Origin of the sequence: Nocardia sp. NPDC003269 (genome assembly GCF_042888005.1) — a bacterium.
Lineage (GTDB): Bacteria > Actinomycetota > Actinomycetes > Mycobacteriales > Mycobacteriaceae > Nocardia.
Map to the genome: position 1 here is coordinate 307,913 of NZ_JBIAPA010000001.1, position 19,810 is coordinate 327,722.

Genomic DNA, 19,810 nt, shown 5'->3' on the forward strand with positions numbered 1-19,810 from the left:
CAAGGACTGCGCTGTGCTCGCCTCCACGTATCCCGCCCAGACCCGATTCTCGCTGCGCGCCGGAGTCACCTGCCTCACCACCCCGGCCGGGGCCGTGCTGCTGAATCCGCCGCGCAACGTGAAGCTGACCGGGCTGGGCGCGGGGGCGCTGCAGGCGTTGAAGACGCTCAACCAGGGCCCGGCGACGGCGGCCGAGATGTCGACCGCCGCCGCCGGTGACGACATCACCGGGCTCATGCGCAAGCTCACCGACGGCGGCTGGCTGGCCGTCACGGTGCGCGACGGCGGCCGCGACCTCTACAGCATCCGCCCGTTCGCCGAACCCGCGCCGCGTCCCGAGGTGGCCCTGCCGAGCTGGTCGGCGACGCTGTCGAAGTTCGCCGTACTGCACCGCGACGCCCAGGGTTTCGTGCTCGAGCACCCGCGGGCGTGGTGCGATCTGCGCATCCACGATCCGCGGCTGCTCGCGCTGCTCGACGGCCCGATGGCGGCCGACTCGCCGGTGCCCGCCGCGGTGAAGTCGCAGTTCATGGCCGATCTGCAGTGGTGCGGTTTCCTCGTCGACGGCGACGAGGAGGAGCACGAGTTCAGCACCCGCTCCTGGAGCGCCCCCGACCTGTGGTTCCACCGCCGCAGCACCCTCGGCGCCCGCACGGTGACCTGGGACGACTTCGGCCCGACCCGCTGGGCCGACGGCCGCTTCCCCGAATTGCCCGCCCGCCGCGCGCCGTTCGCCGGCGAGCCGATCGCGCTGGCCCGCCCCGACCTCGACGGCCTGCGCGCCGCCGACCCCAGCCTGACCGCCACGCTCGAGGATCGCGTGTCCACCCGCGCCTTCGACGACGCGGCCCCGATCACCGCCGACCAGCTGGGCGAACTGCTGTTCCGCAGCGCCCGCACCCGCGCCGACGGCTCCCGCCCCTACCCCTCCGGCGGCGGCGCCTACGAGCTCGAGATCTACCCGGTTATCCGCAATGTCGCCGGCCTGGCCACCGGGATGTACCACTACGACTCGGCCGACCACGTCCTGCGTCCGGTCGCCCCCGCCGACTCCCCCGCGGTTCAGAAGCTGCTGAAGGCCACCTCGGCCACCCTGGCCGGCGGCGCCGAACCCCAGGTCCTGCTGCTGGTCTCAGCCCGCGCGGGCCGGGTCATGTGGAGCTACGAGCAGGTCGCCTACGCCAATATCCTCAAGCACGTCGGCGTCCTCATGCAGACCTTCTACCTCACCGCCACCGCCATGAACCTCGGCGTCGTCGCCCAGGGTTTCAGCGACACCACCGCCTTCGCCACCGCCACCGGCCTCGACGAACTCGAGGAATGCAACGTCGGCAGCATCATCGTGGGCTCCCGGAGCGTCTGAAACCCGCACGAGATCAACATCACCTCGCGGAACCTTCGGCGGGTTTCGTGCGTCCAACCTTTCGACGTGCTTCCTATCGGATCGAGGGGTTCATGAACGAGGACTGGTCGGCGCCGACCCGTGCGGCCAACGACGCGTTGCGCGCGCAGGTCGATGCGATGCTCGACTCGTCACCGCCGACAAGTCCGCCCTGCTCGACGCGCAGCGACGCGCGACCGAACCGGTCAGCGTCTGGTCGGAGGACAACCTGGTCCGGGTCACCGGCACCATCGCCGGCGTCAGCGAGGTGCACATCGAGCCCGACGCCTTCAAACGGTCGACCCCCGACTCCCTCGGCCGCTCGATCACCGAGGCCATCACCGCCATGCGCATCGCGGTGACGCAGCTGCAGGAGCAGGCGATGGCGCCCATCGCGAATCTGACCGGCCAACTCCCCGACCTGCCCGATCTGGTCCCCGGCGCCGTCAGCGTGAAAGACCTGATCGCCCAGCTGACTTCGCCGCCCGCCGAGACGGAGCCCGAGGCCCCGCGCCGCCTGGTCGAGGACTCCGACGACGACGAGGGCGACTACTTCCGCAACCGGAGCTACCTGCGGTGACGCTGGAAGTCGACCCGCAGGCACTGCGCGCCACCCAACCGTCGTTCACCTCCGTCGCCGACACGATCACCACCGCGGCCGCCGCGCTGGCGAGCGTGATCACCGGCGAAGGCGAATGCTGGGGCACCGACGAGATCGGCCAGGCCTTCGCCAAGAACTACACCCCCGGCGTCGATTCCGGCCAGAAGGCCGTCACCGGATTGGCCACGGTGATGACCCAGCTCGGCGCGAACCTGGTCACCATCGCCACCGCGTTCGAGACCCAGGACACCACCAACGCGGGCGCGCTCGGCCAGCCCGCCGGGTCCGCGTAAATGGGCATCGAGATCCCCGATGAGCTGCAATGGGTAGCGAAATGGATTCTCGGCGCGGGTGATTGGCCCGAGGGCGACGAGACCGCGATGCGCCGCGTCGCCGACGCCTGGACGTCCATGGCGCAGACCCTCAACACCGTCGACGACAATGCCGCCGTCGCGCTGAACGCGGCGCTGACCGCCCTGGCCGAAGGCGAGACCCACACCACCGTCGCCGCCTTCCGCGACAAACTGCTCAACGGTGACGAGGCGACATTCACCGCCGTCCGGAAATGGTGCGAGAAGCAGGCCGAACTGCTCAACGACGGCGCCAACGACATCGAGCACACCAAGCTGGTGATCATCGGCACCATGATCATCACCGCGGCCGAACTGGTCGTGGCCGGATTCACCGCGTGGACCGGGGTCGGCGCGGTCGCGGGCGCCGCGGCCAGGGTCGCCGGACAGATCGCCGTCCGGGTGGCGATCCGGCAATTGATCGCCCGCATGCTGACCCGCGGCGCCGCCAAGGCCGCCGCCCGGCTCGCCTTGCGCGGCGCCGCCTTCGAAGCCCTGGAGGAGGGCGGCACCGACCTGTCCGCCCGCCTCATCCAGGTCTACAACGGCGACCGCTCGCTGGCGAAGTTCGGCCTGACCGACCTGGGCCTGGCCACCTTCGGCGGTGCCGTCGGCGGCGCGGTCGGCGGCCTCCTCGGCGGCGGCACCGGCGCCCTGGGCGACCTCGCCTCCTCCACCACCGGCAAGCTCGCGGGCAAACTGGTCGGCGGCACCGTCACCGAACTCGGCGCCGACGTCTCCGCCCAGGTCGCCGCCGCAGGCGTCGGCGCCGCCCTCCTCGGCCAGGAATTCAAGCTCGACATAGGCCTCGAAACCTTCACCAGCGCGGGCGCCGGCGGCGTCCAGAGCACCATCGAATCCGGCGGCCACGGCGACCCCGCCACCGCCCCCACCGTCCCAGAACTCGACACCGAAGCCCCCGACACCACCACACCCGGCGACGACGCGGCACCGAGTGATCCCGGTGCGACCACCCCCGCCGGAACCGACACCGAACCCGGCTCCACTACTCCTGCAGGCACCGACACCGAACCCGGCACTACTACGCCCGCCGGCGTCGACACCGAGCCCGCCGGCACCACTCCGGCCGAAACCGATGACGGCGGCGCGAATTCCCCCAACGGCGACACGGAAGGCGCGACGGCCCCCGCGTCCACCGGTGACCCCGACTCACCGACCGACGATGCGCCCGCCCCACAGAACAACGCACCCGACACCGAACTCTCCTCCTCCGATCCGAACAACGGCGCTCCGGCTCCCGGCGACTCCGCGCCCACCGCCCCGGACAACGCTGCCCCCGCCACGGAAGACCCAGCGCCGTCCACGCTCGACGACAACGGCCCCACAGCCCCGAATCCCGCGGAAACCGCACCGTCGACGAACCCCGACAACGCCGCCCCGACCACCGACGACGCCCCACCGTCGAACCCGAACAACGTCCCCGCTGAGGCCCCGACCACCGACGACACCGCGCCGTCCGACGGCCCCGTCCAGGCCCCCGCCTCCGCAGAAACGACCACGGACGGCCAGAACAGTCCGGACGTACCAACAGTCCCCGCACCCCGCGACACCGAATCCTCGATCACGACGACCGACCCCGCACCGGACCTGCCACCGCAGCCCCTCCCGACCGACGCGGACCAAGCGAACAACCCACCCGTACAACAGGTTCCGACAACCCTGTCCCCGGATGCCCTGACCCAGCCGGACACGACGACAACGGCGAACCCACAAACCCAGCCGACCACCACCGACACATCGACCGCCGCCACCACGACCACTCCGGCCCCACCAACCGGAACCCCCACGACCGCACCGACTGCGACGGCATCGACTACGACGCCGCCGTCGACGACTGCGACGACACCCGCATTCACGCAGAGTCCTACCTCCACCACTCCGACCCCATCTCCCAGGTCGAGCACGCCGCCCCCGGCGTCGACAACGACCGGAACTCCCCTGCCTGGACCAACGGCGACTCGGCCCACGCCTCCGACCAAGACCACCCCACCGTCCGCTGCCGATGTCCCGGCGACGGCCGACTCGGGTACGAACACCTCGACGCCCCCGACGTCGTCCATCGCGCGGCCGCCCGCGAACACTCCGCCTACGAGCTCGTCGACCACCGACACACAAGCCACCGAGAACGGCACCGGCGAAACAGCCTCCGGCCATGAGCAATCCGGTGGTGCGATCCGCCCGCGCGATATCTACGACAGCGCGGCACAGGATGCCTGGGCGGAAGCCGCGTACGAGCAGTTCCGGGCGACCGACAACGATGTCGACGGCATGGTCGACAATCTCGCCGACACTGTCCGCCCGGACGGATCCCGCGGGTATTCGCGCGACGACATAGCGCGGGTGAAAGACCACCTGTTCCGCAGCGAACACCCACTCGCCATATATGACGACGACGGCAATACCGTCGGGACCGAGATCCGGCGATACGATGCGAGCGCGGCGATCGCCGAAGCGTGGATGCGGATGTCCAACGGCACGCCGCTGCCCGAAGACATCGTCCTCCTCGAACACGAATTGACCGAGGCAGGCTATTACGAGTCCCATCCCGGGGCGTCGTACCACGAGGCACACGACTACGCCAACACACAATTCGATTGGGAATCGAATATCCCGGCACGCACCGGGGAGAACATCGACGAATGGACGGCGAAGTATGGCGATAAATCTACTGTTCCGCCTCAAGACGGAGACCGAGCAGGACGTGACCTACCAGTTCGGGAGCCCCGGTCGACTGAACCGGGAACTGACGATTCGCAAGTCGGACTACACAGTGACAGTGGCGGACGGGAAAACCGACCAACTGGCAGTGATCACAGCGGGCAAGGCGATGACCCGGCACAAGCAGGACGGAACCTGGATGAAGTCGGGCAGCGTGCAGGCCTAGAACCGCCAAGGCAAACCGGTGGCCGGCGCGAGGTGCCCCCCAGCGACCCCGAATCCACGCCGCCGGAAAGCACGGCACCTGCCGACCCTCAGTCGAGCGAGCCGACCTCGACCGATACGCCGCCAACCGATGAGGCTGCGGCGACCCCGACGACGGCGCAGAACGTGCCGCCGACACCCACCCCGTCGCCGACGTCGCCGGATCAGCAGGTCGAACCCGGCCACAGCCCAGACGCTCGGCAGCTCCGCGATTCGTTGCGAAACCTGCCGTCGCAGGACGGCCGAACTACCACCGTCGACACCAACCGGGACGCGTCCCAGTCACAACCACCCGCCTACCGAATCCGACGCTTCCACGTGGGAGGTCGATGGGTGACGGTGGCTACCGTCCGGGCCTACATTCCCAACGCGCACCTGATGACCCCGGCGGAACTACACCAGGAAATGGAGTACGCACACGCCGCGGTCGACGCCACGTTCAACCACAACCGGAAACTCCCCGGTGGCGACCGACTCCTGGTCGACGTCGAATTCTCGACGAATCCCCACGCCGACGACTTTCGCCTGAACACCCAGCAGCACCGATTCGACCTCGCCAACGACCTGCGCGCCCACATGGGTCTGCCACCCGGTAAACCCGACCAGCCACCCACCGACGACGACCTCTGTGCGATCAACAATGACATCGCCAGAGCGAATATGGCTGTGCCGTTCTCGAACCCGTCCGACCTCCGTACCTTCGGTCCGCGCGAACTCGCTCCGGTTGAGCAAGCGCAGTTCCAAACCGACGTCGAGAACGCTCTTCTCAGCGGCAACGAATTCAGGATCGGAGCCGATCCCCGAACTAATCAATACGGGTCAGCCATCAACGACGGTGGGCCGACAGTCCGGGGGCGCCGCAACAACTGCCTGGACTGTTCGCTGTCCGCGCTGTCGTCGTTCTACGGCCGACCGCAGGTGGCGGCGCCCCGCAACGACGACAAGAACCCGGATGGCACGCCGGATACCCGAACTGGCGAAGCGTCAGGTTTGGCACGGGCCGCGCAATGGCTCGGCGGGGGTTTGCTTCACTTCAAAGGACTGTCGATCGGTCAGCAGTATCAGGCACTCCACGATCACATCGCGGCGCTCGGTCCCGGTTCATCCGCGTTGGTTGTCAACAGGTGGCATGCGCAGGACGGTGCGGGCAACTTCCTCTACAACAACGACGGATCGCCGAAGATGGGCGGATCCCACGCGACCGTGATCGTCTATCCACCTGGTGCAACCGGCCCGGTGTGGTGGGATCCTCAGTCCGGCCTGACCTCTGACACACCGCCATCCTGGATGGTGGATGCGTCGTTGACTCTCGACTTCACCCCCATCGACCCCAATGGAGGAAACGCCCATGGCGGAACCAATTCTCACGGAGGATCAAGCCAGACAGTCGCTGGCCCGATGGTTCGGACCGAACCGGGAATTCACGATGATGGAAACCCGACACGGCTGGGTCAGCCAAGCGACTCTGACGGATCAGGAACTCGAGCAGGGCTTGGGGCTGGGCTTGGTGAACTACGTTCTGAACAAGCAGACCGGAGTGATCACCGAACACCGCAGCCTGCCACCGAGGATGATCGGCGAGGAGTTCGACCAGGCGATCGAGACGGGACGCCCGATACAGGGCGGCCAGGTGTACCCCCCACTTCACCGGATCAGCCTCCTACAGACCTCGGAGGATCAGAGCACGGTCCGGTACGAGATGCAGGTGACCTCACTCGACCGGACGGACCCCCCGACAACGACCCAGATCCTGACAATCACCAAGAGCCCGTACAACTTCCACCCGACCGACAGTCTGGCGGCCTCGGCGGCGTCATGGGCGGAGGCCCGCTCCCGAGCGACGGGAGCATGGCCGACGGAGGGCAGCTTCGAGGAGTAGACACTCCATCGGACGAAACTCCCGACACCACAACCACTCCCACAAACACACCGACCTCACCGCCACAACCCGTTCCGTCGACCGGGTTGCCTATCGCGCCTGGGGCCACGCCGCATTCGGCCGACAGCAACGCGTCTCCTCCCCCGCCCGCCTTCTCAGCGCCAACACCTCAGCAGGTACAAAACGCCAATCGGTCACGGGCCGCGCGTGACAACCTCCGCGCCCGCCGGCCGGACGGCGGTGTACAGCCGGTCACCGATCCCAGCGGTCGCCGACGCTTCACCTGGGGCCGGTACACCTCCGCCCTCGGCGCCCCCGTCTCGGTCATGCGGATCGGCATCCACCTCACCGGCGCGTCGAACCTCGACCCCGCCGCGGTCGCCGCCCTGCTGCAACGCGCCCAGTTCGCCGTCGACCTGCACTTCAACGGCGGTTTCCGGCTCCCCAACGGCGATTGGATGATGGTCGACCTCGTCCCGGTGACCAACCCTGCCGACGCCGACATGCATATGCCGATCGACAGCTCCGGCTTGCCCGGCACCACCCATCCGAACGTCGACTTGGCGGGACTGACCGCCCAGTTGCGCGACCAACTCGGCTTGGACCCGAACCGCGATCACGTCACCCGCACCGATCTCGACCAGCTCAGCGCTGCGGTAGACCGCGCCAGATTCACCCCGCCACCGCCGCCTTGGCTCAGCAATCCAACCACCGGCAACACCGCTTCCGAGCCGCCCCGACCGACCGCGCCGACTTCGTCTGCGAACCCCCGGAACCAGGCTCCGCACGCGGTGCCCGACAACCGTCGACAGGTCCCGCCGCCGCCCCGCCGAGATTTCCGCGCACCCGAATCCAATCCGCCACCGCGGCAAACACTCCCGACGCCGGCACCGATGAGGAACACCCCGAGGACGGCCGACAACACTGCGCCCCGCTCTGTACCGCAACCACCACACAACCCGCGGTCATGGGGTGCCCAGAATCCGAACCGCCTGCCGGTGTCTCCTGCGGGATTCGGCTCCCCCGGTCCGCGGTCGGACGGTCATCGCCCGTTCGATCCGCGAGATTTCCGCGCACCGGAATCCCTGCCGCCACCTGCGCCACCACAGCAGGGATTGCCCAGCGACAACGACAACGGCCCGTCGACAACGCCGCGAACACCTCAACGGTCTGGCGGCACTCTTCGACGGATACTTCGCAGGCTCTTCGGGATGCAGCCGCGTCGAGATTTCATGCCTCCGCAGGCAGCCACCGCACCAGATCAACAGGCGCCTTCGGCTCCACCGAGAGCGACTGAGGCGGATGCCGTTCAGCAACCATCGCCTCCGCAGGAATTCTCGGATCAGCCGTACAGCGCCGGTCCACCCTATGCGACACAGGAAATGGGTGCGACATATCGGGGTGAGCACGAGGAGAGGAACTCCGTTTGGGAATATCCGCTCCGGGTCGCGTACCTGAATGAGATCGAGCGTCTACGACTGAGACTCTTCGTAAAAGACGGAAAACTGTACACCGCTGACGGTAAACCGTTCGATACCAGTTCTGGCGTCAGCGCATGGGGTGGTCCCGGGCGCGCTGTGTTCGCTATGGATGAGCACGGAAATATCTACGCCTCGAACTACCATGCCCGTGGACTTTTCCACCATTCCAGTTTTCTGGCCGGTGGAAATGTCGCCGCCGCAGGTGAGCTCGAAGTCATCGACGGAGTACTCCAGTTGCTGACCGACAGGAGCGGACACTACCGACCCGCCCGCGGACATACGATGCAAGCCATCAATCAGCTCAGAAGCTTGGGCATCCCGATTACGCCCGGGCAGGTCGATTTCGAGGCACCACCACAATGAAAGGGAACGATGTGAGCTACTGGCGACCTGTCGTGAACGCGATCCTGTACTCGGTGCAGTTCGAGAAGAACCTCGACGAGCCTGTCGTAGACAGGATCGCGTATGCGCTGCTGACAGAGCCGCTCGCCACACTGACCCCAGAGGAGGAGTATCAGTCGCTCTCCAATGGCCTCGCGACGGGGGCACCCCTTCCAACACTGGTGCAGACGCCCCAGGGGACAGCAGAACTGCAGGAATTCTTGAGTCGAGTAGTTGCACGCATGGACGAGATGCGCCCGTGGCCGACGCTACCGTATGTCCTCTTGCCCGAAGACAGTGTGTCGTCTTTCAAGGACGCCACTCCGATCGCGCGCATATCATCCAGCGTAGACGACATCCAGGCCCGGATATCGCGCGGATTCTACTGGGGAACAGAGTATGGAATCTTCCTTCCTCTGAAGATGCGGTCGGGGAGAATTATCGGCATGTTCACCCCATTCTGGGACGACAGCGACGACATCGTGCTCGTCGACGCGACACACGACCCCGAACCGAATGCCGTTATCGATGAACTACTGTCCGTCACGCGAATTGATCCCCAACGAGTTACCCGCCTGAGCGCCGATGCCCTGGAGCAGTTCACCGAGGACTACGCGACGACGCCGATTCAAGAAAACTTTCGCGGTGAGCACCTACCCGGAAACTCCGTATGGGGCGACAAGCGCGTCGTGTACTTGACACCCAGCGAACGGGAATCGTATCGGATCATCGTTCACGATGGATTTCTCTACGATGCTCGCGGGCAACTGATCGATACGAGCGATGCCCATACGCTGTGGTCTCCCGAGGGCGGACGGGCAATTTTCGTGATGGACGGTAGCGGCGATCTCTACTCCTCGCCGCACCACGTGCTCGGCGAATTTCATCACTCGAGTTTCCTCGCGGGTGAACCGGCGGCCGGCGCCGGCGAGATCGATGTCAGACAGGGGCGCGTTCGACTGATCAGCGATCAGAGCAGCCACTACCGCCCGGCGCGGCGCTACACCGAACAAGTCGTAGACAGCCTTGCCCGACAGGGTGTTCAAGTCGATGACCTTCAGGTCGAATATCACTCGCCACCGGACCAGCCGTAGAAACAGTGTCAGCCCGATACCGAAGGACGCGATATGCCTCATGACGGCCGCTTGGCTACCGGGGAACAGGTCATCGCCTATCTCCGATGGGTGCTGAACACACCCGGAGACTTCCTCATCTGGGAAACTCCGACCCACTGGGTTTGCCAGGAGAAGCCGCATCCCCCGGATGAGCGAACTATGTGGCAAGGCGACGGAACAACGCCACCGGACCCGGGCGGCGGGTACAAGGTGTACGGGATCGAGAAGAAGAACGCGCACGTTCATCTCATCGGCCAGAATCCACCGGATCACCCCGTCCACCTTCTCGATCGCGCGAACTGGGAAAATGCCTTCTTTCGCGTGGGGCAGATCCATCCGAAGCCGTGGCAGGTGGGAATTGATCTAGTCAGGGACACCGGGCGAATACTGACGATCCGGACTCGATGCATTTCCCGGACCGACCCGCCTCAGCCACCGATCGATCAGCGGGTCACCATCGACAAGGTGACCGGGAAGATCGACTACGGCATTGTCCCCGCGCCACGTGCCCTGATCCAAGCAGTGACGAAGGTCCGGCGCTCGCTCTCCGATGGCGAGCCATGGCCGGTGGCAACAACATTCGAAATCTGAGCGTATGTCGCAGGTGGATGGATTCCGCGAAGCGCGACAAGGAGACGGATTGTTCGATGGTTGCCGGAGACGGGAAGAGGGATGGTATGGCTATCGGTGCGGGCTGGGGTGGCGATAGGAGGTTGTGTTCGGGGCGGATGGGTATCCGTATGGTCGTCGGGGATGGCGGACAGCTGCGGTCGGGGATGGAACCGGTCGGGGGTTGGGTGCGTCTAAGGATGTAGTGGCGGGGAACTGTCGCGTCTGACCAGGTAGGAGAGCTGTGCGAGGCGTTGTGGTGGTGCGGGCGGTGGCCTGTGGGCTGGCTGGTGTGGCTGTGCTTGCTGGGTGTGGGGATGGCGAGCAGGGAGCTGGCGGGCCTACGAAGGCGGCGGTCGAGGTGTTCAACCCGTGTCGGGGGGCGCTGTCGGACGAGGTGTTGCGGAGCGTCGGGCTGGACCCGGCCACGAAGCTGATCACGACCGATCCACCGAGCGGGGTGTCCGCGTGGCGAATCTGCGACTGGGCACCGACCGACGACCGATACGGCTCGGGCCGCCGCATGGTCGGTGTCGGCTCGACAAGCCACACGCTCGATCAAGCCAGGAAGAAGGACGGGGTCACCGTCATCCGGGAAACGACTGTCAACGCACGACCCGCGCTGGTTTCGAAGGAGAACAGCACTCCCGACGTCTGCTACGTGTCGTTCGAGGCTGAACAAGGCATGTTCGAGGTAACAGCAGCCTGGCTTAGCACTGAGGGGCCTCGCGTCGGTGATCTCTGCGACATGGCAGGGAAGTACGCGGCAGCTCTAGAGCCACACCTGCCGAAGTAAGCACGGGGAGGGGCACAGCATGACTCAGGATCACGCCGATTACTGGCGGAACATGAAGCAACAGGCAGTCGACGGCCAATTCAAGATCGACGAAGACCTCGGTCAGGCGATTGCCGACCTCGCGAACCAGTACGTGATCGATCTGGAAGCCCAGAAGCTTGTCGCGAGCAAGCTCGACCGTATGACTGGATGGGGCGGTCTTCCGTCTGCGACGGCGATCCAGAAGAAGCTGGAGGCCAAGGCCACTGCCGACGAATCGGCAGTGAAGCGCCTGGAACAGCACATCGCCATCGCCCGCGATCAACGTGATACGTTCCTCGCCGCCATCGGCAAACTACAAGCCGTAGACCAGCAGACCGCGGGAGCACTCGGAGCCACGGGGGCTGGTCTCTGATGTCATTCTGGACCGACGGCACCATCGGTGAGTTCTTCTTCCACGCGGGCACATTCGGCATTTTCAAGGTCGCAGACAACTACGACCGGGCCGACGAGTTCAGCAGGCTCGATCAGGATGGCCGGGAGAAATGGGAGGGCGACCGAACCATCATCAGTAGCGAGTGGGCACAACTGAGCGCCAATTCCGGTCTGACGATGGACAAAGCATCGGTGATCGACCCCGAGGAGTTCAGCACCTGGCCGCACTTGAAGATTTGGGAAGCACTCAACGGCAAGGACGGTGCGCCCGGCGTCGAGGCGACAGAGGTCAATGCAAGCGCAGACGGCTGGCGCAGGCTGACGACGGGGACCGAGACCGCAGTCAACAACTACCGGAACAACTTCGAGCGCGTGCTGTCCGAAAAGTGGTCGGGGCAATCCGGAAACGCGGCGATCGATGCGGTGAAGAGCTACACCACCGACGCAGCCAAGCTGCACACAGCGTTCCAGATGGTCGCCAACGGCATCGACCACATGGAAGGTCTCCTCGGCCAGGCGAAGATCGCGATCCCCAAGCCGGAGAACATATCCGGCTTCGACGAGTTCATCAGCCACATCCCCGGCAATGGTGTAGTCAAGGCCGCGAAGCACCGGGCCACCGAAGCAGAAGAAGACGCCCGGCTCTTCATGATTGGCACGTACCAGCCTGGTTCGATCACTGTCGACAAGCAGACTCCTGTGTTGCCGCTGCCGGTCAACAACATCGAGAATCCGGGAGACGGCGGTCTGCCCGGCACCAGAAACGGCAACGACGGCACCACCAACGGGACCACCGACGACAACGGCACCACACCGGGGACCGATCCCGCTGGGACGCAGGAGAATCCGGGGACGACGTCGCCGCAGACGACCGACACCGGCGACGATCAGACCGACGACGACGGCACCGAGGACGACTCCACCTCGCCGAGCGGTACCGATCCGTCGGCGACCACTCCCGCCACCACCACGCCGGGGACCGGCCAGCCGACGACTCCCGGTGACACCAAGGGCGGTGGGTCGCCGGGTGGCGGCTCGCCGGGGTCCGGTGTGCCCACGGGGGCGGGTGTGCCCGGTGCGGGGCGCAGTGTGTCGGGCACGCCCGGTGGCGCGGGCGCCGGTGTTCGCGCGGGGACGGCGGGTACCGCGGGGGCGCGGGGCATGAGCGGGATGCCCGGCATGATGGGCGGTGGCGGGCGTGGTGGCAACGGCAAGGACGACGAGAACGAGCACACCAGCCCCGACTACCTCATCCAGGATCGGGAGAGTGAGCTCATCGGTCAGTTGCCGCCGACCCTGCCGCCGGGTGGAGTGATCGGCGCGTGAGCTGGGATCACGCCGTGGAGGAGCGCGAGCAGGTGCAGCTCGGCCGCTGGCGACTCGACCCGCACGCGTTCGCCATCGGCGTCGAGGGCCACGGGCGCGACCGGCTGCCGTATCCGCTGACCTTCCGGCCGGAGTTCGCGGAGACGCTCGAGATCCACGCCGAGCGGCGCAGGGCGGCGGGGCTGCGCTTGCAGCAGGTCTATGACCAGCGGCTGCACCGGGTGTTCCGGGCGCTGCTCGAACCGGAAGTCCGGGTCGAGATCGAGGGGTTGTCCGGTCCCGGTCAGTCCGAGGTCGTGCGGGTGTATGCGGGGATCGTCGAGGATCACGCGGCCCTGGCGGTCCAGGCGCACGGGCCGACCAGGGAAGAAGGCGGCGACCTCACCCTGAGCATCGTGCCGCTGCCCGAACTGGCGACGGAGATCGTCGCGGCGCTGCCGCGGGTGCCGGGTGGGACCACGCCACGCTTCCAGGGGCACCGCGGTGACCTCGACGCCGCCACCTACGCCCGCCATCCCACGCGCCTGTCCCCGGCCGAGCAGACGCAGCGGTTCTTCCGCCGCGCCCGCGTCGGCACGGGTGAGATCACCGTCTACCCGGGCTTCCAGCTGGACGCGCGCCCGACCTCGGACGGCAAGGCGTTCCTCTGGCTCGACTACCCCGACGACGGCCGCTACCTGCTGCAACACCACGATGCCGACAGTTTCACGGTGATCCCCGGCCCACCCACCGAACTCCAACACCGCCTCGCCCGGCACATCGCGCTGTTCACCGACCGGAGGCCGGTTTTCAAGCCATAGCCATAGCACATATATGCTATCATGCACATATGCCACTCAAGCGCACGATGGTTTACGCGGAGGCTGATGACCTGGCTGTCATCAAAGACGCAGCCGCACACTCGAACGCGAGCGAAGCCGAGATCATTCGGGAAGCGATCCACCTCGCCGCGATGCGGCTGCGTAGACGCTCGGAACCCCTGCGCCTTCGCCGCTTCGCCAGTGGTGATCCCACCCTCGCGGCGCGTACAGAGGAGATCATCGCCGAAGACGGCGCCGCGTGACCGGAACCGGCATCGTCATTGCCGATACCTCCGGCCTGATCGCCGCGTTCGACACGTCCGCACCTGAGAGCGACGCGGCCTTCGCCACCATGGAACGCGCCGGACTCGTCGTTCTCTCCCCACTCGCCTTCGCCGAGCTCGACCACGTCGGTCGGCGTGAACTAGGCCGCGCTCATGCTCAGTCGATGATCGAGGACCTCAGTGCGCAAGTCCGCACCGGCGCCTTCGAAATCGCCGTGATTACCGCCGATGTCCTCGATCAGGCCAACGCGGTGCGCACGCTGTATCCAGGGCTGAACCTCGACCTGGCCGATGCGGTTTGTGTGGCGCTCGCCGCGGAGTACGAAACTGATGTGATCCTCACGCTCGATCACCGCGATTTCCGGGCGCTCACACCACTGACGGCGCACCACTCCTTTCGCGTTCTGCCCGCCGATCTCTGACGTGTCGGCCGCTGTGCGCGCCGACAAGTCAGATCTCCGGGCTATTTCCCACGCAGGCCGAAGGGGTTGCCGTCGGGGTCGGCCAGGACACAGATCCGCAGGCCGGGGGCCACTTCGCGGGGGGCGGAGCGGTCGGTGGCGCCGTTGGCGAGCAGGGCGGTGCGGGTGGCGTCGAGGTCTTCGACGTCGGTCATGGCGACCGGGCCTTCCGCCACGTCGCCCTGGGGGTTGAGGCTCACCTCGAAGCCTTCGACGTTGTAGCCGACGTAGTAGGGCTCGTCGGTGTGTGGGGTGCCGTAGAGGGCGGTGTAGACCTTCTTGGCGGATTCCAGATTGGCGACGGGGATGACGACGGCGCCGATGGCTGGGCTCATCTTGGCTTCCTTCCGAAGGGTGTCGGTGAAGATCGTGATGCTCCGTCAGCCAGCCTAACCACCGGAAACGACGAAAGCGGGCAGCGTGGGCTGCCCGCTGTCGTCGGTGTCTCGATCAGAGGGCGTCGGCCAGGGCGGCCAGCGCGGCAGTCCAGTGTGCGGCGAAGCGAGCTGCCTCGGCTTCGGAGAACAGGGCCGTGCTCCAGCGGAAGTTGGTGGTCAGGGCCGGGCCGTCGGGGGTGGTGCCGATGCCGGCGATGACGTCGACCGCGTAGCGCAGCGGCAGATCGGGCTCGGGGTCGAGCGGCAGGGCCGTGTCGTGCGCGCCGACCAGCAGGGACCAGGGATTGCCCTCGGTGCCGGACAGGTCGATGCGGCCCAGGTAGTTGAACTCGACCTGGGGTTCGGCCGCCGCGTGGAGCTCGGGGACCCGGTCGACGTAGCGGAGCAGGCCGTAATCGAGGCCCTGGTTGGGGATTTCGCGCAGGTGGGTCGTGACGCCGTCCAGCAGGGTGCGGGCGGCGGCCGGATCCGCTTGCGCGCGAGCGACATCCACCGCGTCGTCGCCGACGCCGAGGCGGACGGGGAAGACGCTGGTGAACCAGCCGAGGGTGTTGGCGGTGTCGGTGCCGAGCTCGGCGTCGGCACGGCCGTGGCCCTCCAGCGCGATCAACGCGCCTGCGGCTGGGTCGTTTCCGTTGTCGGCGTGGACCGAGGCCATGGTCATGGTGAGGGCGGTGAGCAGCAGTTCGCGCACACCCTCGTCCTTGCCGACATGGGCCAGCAGGCGTTCGGTCAGGGGGACCGGTGTCGCGACCGTGCTGACGCGCAGGGTGGACCAGGTGTCGGTGGCCGGGGCGGGCAGCCGAGCGCCGAGCGCGGCGTCGGGCGCGCTCACCTGGGCGGCCCAATAGTCGCGCTGGGCCAGCACTTCCGGTTCGGTGGCGCGCTGCCACAGGGTTTCGGACCACTGCCGGTAGGAGGTGAACTCGGGCAGCATCTTCGGTGTCACGCCGGCCTGGACCTGCTGCCAGGCGGCGGCCAGACCGTCGATCATGATGTGCCAGGACACGACATCGACGGCGAGGTGATGGATCGCCAGCAGCAGGACACCTTCGGCGTCGGCGGGGAACCACACCGCGCGCACCAGTTCGCCGGCGCGCGGGTCGATCGCGTCGTTGGCGGTGCGCGCGAATTCGGTGATGGCCGAGTCGAGTTCGGCACCGGCGAGGCCTCGCGGCGCCTCGATGACGACATCGGCGGCCCGCACCGCGCCGGGCGCCCTGGTGACCAGGCGCGGTCCGTCGGGGGTGTCGGTGAGCACAGCGCGCAGGGTGTCGTGTGCGTCGAGCAGGGCTTGCAGCGTGGCGTCCAGTCCGGCGCGATCGATGCCCGCGGGCAGGCGGAGCAGGGCGGTCTGGGTGAAGCGGCGGTAGTTGCCGTACTCGTACATCCACGACACCACCGGCAGCGGCGGCACCACGCCGTAGGCGTCGGCACCGGACTGGGCGGCGACGGCCGGGCCGTCGTCGGCCGCGGCGGCGAGTTCGCGGATCGTCGGGCAGGCCAGCACCATGCGCGGGTTGAGCGCGATGCCGCGCCGCCTGGCCTTGTTGACCAGCGAGATCGCGACGATGCTGTCGACGCCGAGCTCGTAGAAGTCGGCATCGACGCCGGGCGCGCGGCCGTCGAACAGTTCGGCGAAGACCTCGCTGAGCGCGATCTCGGTGGGGGTCTCGGCGGCGGCGCTGCCGTCGACCGCCGAGAGGGTCTGTTCGGCAAGTTCGTGCAGGGCGTGACCGTCGAGCTTGCCGTTGACGTTCACCGGCAGCTGGTCGAGGACGACGATCCGCGCGGGAATCATGTACGCGGGCAGGCGCTGCGCCAGATCGGCACGCACCCGGCTCACGACCACCGCGCGCCCCGCCTTGCCGACCACGAAACCGACCAGCGACGCGCCACCGGCGCGGCGCACCACGGTGACCGCGGCGGTGTCGATATCGGCCGAGCGGCGCAGCGCGGTCTCGATCTCGCCGACCTCGATGCGGTAGCCGCGCACCTTGACCTGCGCGTCGGCGCGGCCCAGGTAGCCGAAGCGGCCGCCGGGCAGCCTGCGCACGAGGTCGCCGGTGCGGTACATGCGCTGACCGGGGCGATGCGGGTCGGCGCAGAAGCGGTCGGCGGTGATGGCGGGCTTGCCGAGGTAGCCGCGGGCCAGCTGCGCACCGGACAGGTAGAGCTCGCCGACGATGCCGGGCGGCACCGGGCGCAGCCGAGAGTCCAGGACGTAGCCGGCCATGCCGCCGTTGGCGGTGCCGATGGTCGGGATCTCCGAGGTGGCGACCGGGGCGACGACCGCCTCGACGGTGGTCTCGGTGGGGCCGTAGCAGTTGTAGACGGCGGTGCCGGGCAGGGCGCGCAGGCGGGCCCAGAGGGCGGTGTCGATGGCCTCGCCGCCGAGGGCGAGCACCGGCAGTTCCCGGTCGAGCAGGCCCGCCGCCGCCAGCTGCGCCAGCATGGACGGCGTCGTATCGATCATGTCGATGCCGAATTCGGCCATGCCTGCGACGATCCGGTGCGCGTCGCGCATCTCCTCGGCGTCGAACAGGTGCAGGGCCTGACCGGCGAAGAAGCCGACCATCGGCTGCCAGGACGCGTCGAACCCGAGCGACCAGGCGTGCGCGACCCGCAGCGGGCGGCCGAGCTTCGCCATCGCGGGCCGGTAGAAGCGTTCCAGGTGGTCGGCGAAGTACCCGGCCAGGGCGGCATTGGTACCGACGACGCCCTTGGGCTCGCCGGTCGAGCCGGAGGTGAAGATGATGTAGGCGCTGTGCTCGAGCTCGCGGCGCACGGTGGGGGCCTGCGCGGGGCGCGCGGCGACGCGGTCGACGACGGCGGGGTCGTCGAGCAGCAGGACCGCCATCGATTGCCGATCGAGCAGCGCACGGTCCTCGCCGAGGACGACGGCCAGCGCCGGGTTCGACTGGCGCAGAATCGATGCGATGCGACTCGCGGGCAGGGTGATGTCGACCGGCACGTATGCGGCGCCGGCGGCGAAGGTCGCCAGGATCGCGACAATGGACGCGGTGCCGCGCGGGAGCATCAGCGCGACAACGGTTTCCGCCCCGACGCCGTTGGCGGCGAACTCCCCCGCCAGCCGGCAGGCCTGATCGCGCAGCTCGCGGTAGGTGAAGACCGCACCGGCGGTGGTGGTCAGCGCGGTCGCGTCGGGCGTCTCGGCGGCCTGGCGCTCGAACAGCTCCCACGGCGTCGAAGTCGGCGCTGGCACGAGATCGATCGCCGCCGCGCGCAGTTCGGCGTGTTCATCGGCGGTGAGCAGGTCGATCGCGTCGAGCGTGGCCGTGGCGTCGAGCTCGGGCAGCGCGCGTAGCACCGCGACCAGACGGGCGCCGAGATCGGCGGGATCGAGGTGGCCGAGCAGGGCCGGGATCGCCTCGACGAGGACGAGCAGATCGCCCTCGCTCAGGTGCGAGACGACGGTGAGCGGATAGTGGGCCAGGCTCTCCATCTCGATCGGCCGGAACCGCGCGCCGTCGGGAGCGGTGACGGTCTGGATGGCGTCGTCGATGGGGGCGTTCTCGAAGACGAACAGGGTGTCGAACAGCGAGCCGTGCCCGGCCGCGCGCTGCAATGCCGACAGGCTGAGGTAGCCGATGTCGCGCATGGCGGCCGAATCCCGTTGCAGGCGTGCGCACTGCACGACGACCGGCTCGGCCGGGTCGAGCCGGTGCACGACCGGGACGGTGTTGATGAACAGCCCGACCATGCCCTCCACGCCCGCGAGCTTCTCGGGGCGGCCGGAGATGGTGGTGCCGTAGACGACGTCGCGCCGATCGGTGATCCGGCCGAGCAGCAGCGTCCAGGCGAACTGCACGGCGGTGTTGAGCGTCATGCCGTTGGCGCGCGCCCACTGCTGCAACCGCGCTGTCTCGGTGGCGGACAGGCGAAGTCGCGTGGTCTGGGGCACGGCGGAGCCGCGCTCGCCGGTGCCGTCGGCCAGGACCAGCGGCGCGCTGACCTGCCCCAGGTACTCGGCCCATCGGCGGGCGGCGGCGTCGTGGTCCTGGGCGCCGAGCCAGCCGATGTAGTCGCGATACGGGCGCGGGGCGGGTAGCCCGGCGAGGCTGCCACCCGCCTGGTAGACGGCGAGCAGTTCGGTGAAGAACACCGCCACCGCCCAGCCGTCCATCAGGATGTGGTGCGCGGTGAGGATCATCCGCTTACGCGGCTCGGGCGCGTCGGTGACGTTCAGCAGCAGCACCCGCAGGGCCGGACCGCGACTCAGCGCGAACGGCACCCGGCGCTCGGATTCGGCGATCGCGTCGAAATCCGCTGTCCGCGCGTCGCGCTCGGCCCAGGGCAGCTCGGCGCGCGACGGGATGATCTGCACCGGCTTGGGCACATCGGTGTCCCAGAACGCGGCGCGCAGGTTCGGATGCCGGTCGAGCATCGCCTGCGCGCTGCGGCGCAGCAGGTCGGGATCGAGCGGGCCATCGATGTCGACCACGAATTGCATCGTGTACAGGTCGATCTCGGTGCCCGCCAGACGCGACAGCGAGAAGAGCCCCTCCTGCAGCGGGCTCAGCGCCAGCACGTCCTCGATCTGCGGGGCACTCATGCGATGTCCTTCCGT

The 19,810-nt window shown here is 67.8% G+C and carries 14 protein-coding genes; 12 read left to right on the top strand and 2 right to left on the bottom strand.

Going from position 1 to position 19,810, the window contains the following annotated elements; genetic code table 11:
* The first annotated feature begins 13 nt into the window (after nt 1-13).
* The 12 genes from ACFYWJ_RS01405 (at nt 14) to ACFYWJ_RS01460 (ending at nt 14,782) form a co-directional block, all read left to right on the top strand.
* The gene (locus tag ACFYWJ_RS01405) at nt 14-1,363 is read left to right on the top strand and encodes a SagB family peptide dehydrogenase (protein ID WP_355271279.1); all 1,350 of its coding nucleotides are present in this window, start codon (nt 14-16) and stop codon (nt 1,361-1,363) included.
* Nucleotides 1,364-1,649: 286 nt separating this feature from the next.
* Nucleotides 1,650-1,961 carry a hypothetical protein gene (locus ACFYWJ_RS01410; RefSeq protein WP_355271278.1) on the top strand — a complete coding sequence of 104 codons (312 nt, stop codon included), beginning with the start codon at nt 1,650-1,652 and terminating at the stop codon, nt 1,959-1,961.
* A complete protein-coding gene (locus tag ACFYWJ_RS01415; protein WP_355271276.1) occupies nt 1,958-2,275 on the top strand; it encodes a type VII secretion target in 318 nt (105 codons plus the stop codon). The genes ACFYWJ_RS01410 and ACFYWJ_RS01415 overlap by 4 nt, the downstream gene beginning before the upstream one ends.
* Nucleotides 2,276-8,998 (top strand): toxin glutamine deamidase domain-containing protein, encoded by a 6,723-nt coding sequence (locus tag ACFYWJ_RS01420; RefSeq protein ID WP_355271274.1) that lies wholly within the window; start codon nt 2,276-2,278, stop codon nt 8,996-8,998.
* An 11-nt stretch (nt 8,999-9,009) separates the two neighbouring features.
* Nucleotides 9,010-10,110 carry a hypothetical protein gene (locus ACFYWJ_RS01425; RefSeq protein WP_355271272.1) on the top strand — a complete coding sequence of 367 codons (1,101 nt, stop codon included), beginning with the start codon at nt 9,010-9,012 and terminating at the stop codon, nt 10,108-10,110.
* A 33-nt stretch (nt 10,111-10,143) separates the two neighbouring features.
* On the top strand, nt 10,144-10,722 hold the full coding sequence (locus ACFYWJ_RS01430; RefSeq protein WP_355271271.1) for a hypothetical protein: 579 nt from the start codon (nt 10,144-10,146) through the stop codon (nt 10,720-10,722).
* Nucleotides 10,723-10,984: 262 nt separating this feature from the next.
* Nucleotides 10,985-11,536: a DUF3558 domain-containing protein gene (locus ACFYWJ_RS01435; RefSeq protein WP_355271270.1), complete on the top strand. Its 552-nt coding sequence runs from the start codon at nt 10,985-10,987 to the stop codon at nt 11,534-11,536.
* Between the two features lie 19 nt (nt 11,537-11,555).
* Nucleotides 11,556-11,930, top strand: a complete 375-nt coding sequence (locus tag ACFYWJ_RS01440) for a hypothetical protein (protein WP_355271269.1) — start codon at nt 11,556-11,558, stop codon at nt 11,928-11,930.
* Nucleotides 11,930-13,276 (top strand): hypothetical protein, encoded by a 1,347-nt coding sequence (locus ACFYWJ_RS01445; RefSeq protein WP_355271268.1) that lies wholly within the window; start codon nt 11,930-11,932, stop codon nt 13,274-13,276. Before ACFYWJ_RS01440 ends, ACFYWJ_RS01445 begins: the two co-directional genes overlap by 1 nt.
* Nucleotides 13,273-14,076 carry an ESX secretion-associated protein EspG gene (locus ACFYWJ_RS01450; protein ID WP_355271266.1) on the top strand — a complete coding sequence of 268 codons (804 nt, stop codon included), beginning with the start codon at nt 13,273-13,275 and terminating at the stop codon, nt 14,074-14,076. Before ACFYWJ_RS01445 ends, ACFYWJ_RS01450 begins: the two co-directional genes overlap by 4 nt.
* Before the next feature lie 29 nt (nt 14,077-14,105).
* The gene (locus ACFYWJ_RS01455; RefSeq protein WP_355271265.1) at nt 14,106-14,339 is read left to right on the top strand and encodes a CopG family transcriptional regulator; all 234 of its coding nucleotides are present in this window, start codon (nt 14,106-14,108) and stop codon (nt 14,337-14,339) included.
* Entirely contained in the window at nt 14,336-14,782 is a 447-nt protein-coding gene (locus ACFYWJ_RS01460) for a PIN domain-containing protein (protein ID WP_355271264.1), read from the top strand. Before ACFYWJ_RS01455 ends, ACFYWJ_RS01460 begins: the two co-directional genes overlap by 4 nt.
* A 41-nt stretch (nt 14,783-14,823) precedes the next feature.
* Here the strand turns inward: ACFYWJ_RS01460 and ACFYWJ_RS01465 are convergent, their stop codons facing one another.
* A complete protein-coding gene (locus ACFYWJ_RS01465) occupies nt 14,824-15,156 on the bottom strand; it encodes a VOC family protein (RefSeq protein WP_355271262.1) in 333 nt (110 codons plus the stop codon).
* Nucleotides 15,157-15,271: 115 nt separating this feature from the next.
* Entirely contained in the window at nt 15,272-19,795 is a 4,524-nt protein-coding gene (locus ACFYWJ_RS01470) for an amino acid adenylation domain-containing protein (protein WP_355271260.1), read from the bottom strand.
* Between the last annotated feature and the right edge of the window lie 15 nt (nt 19,796-19,810).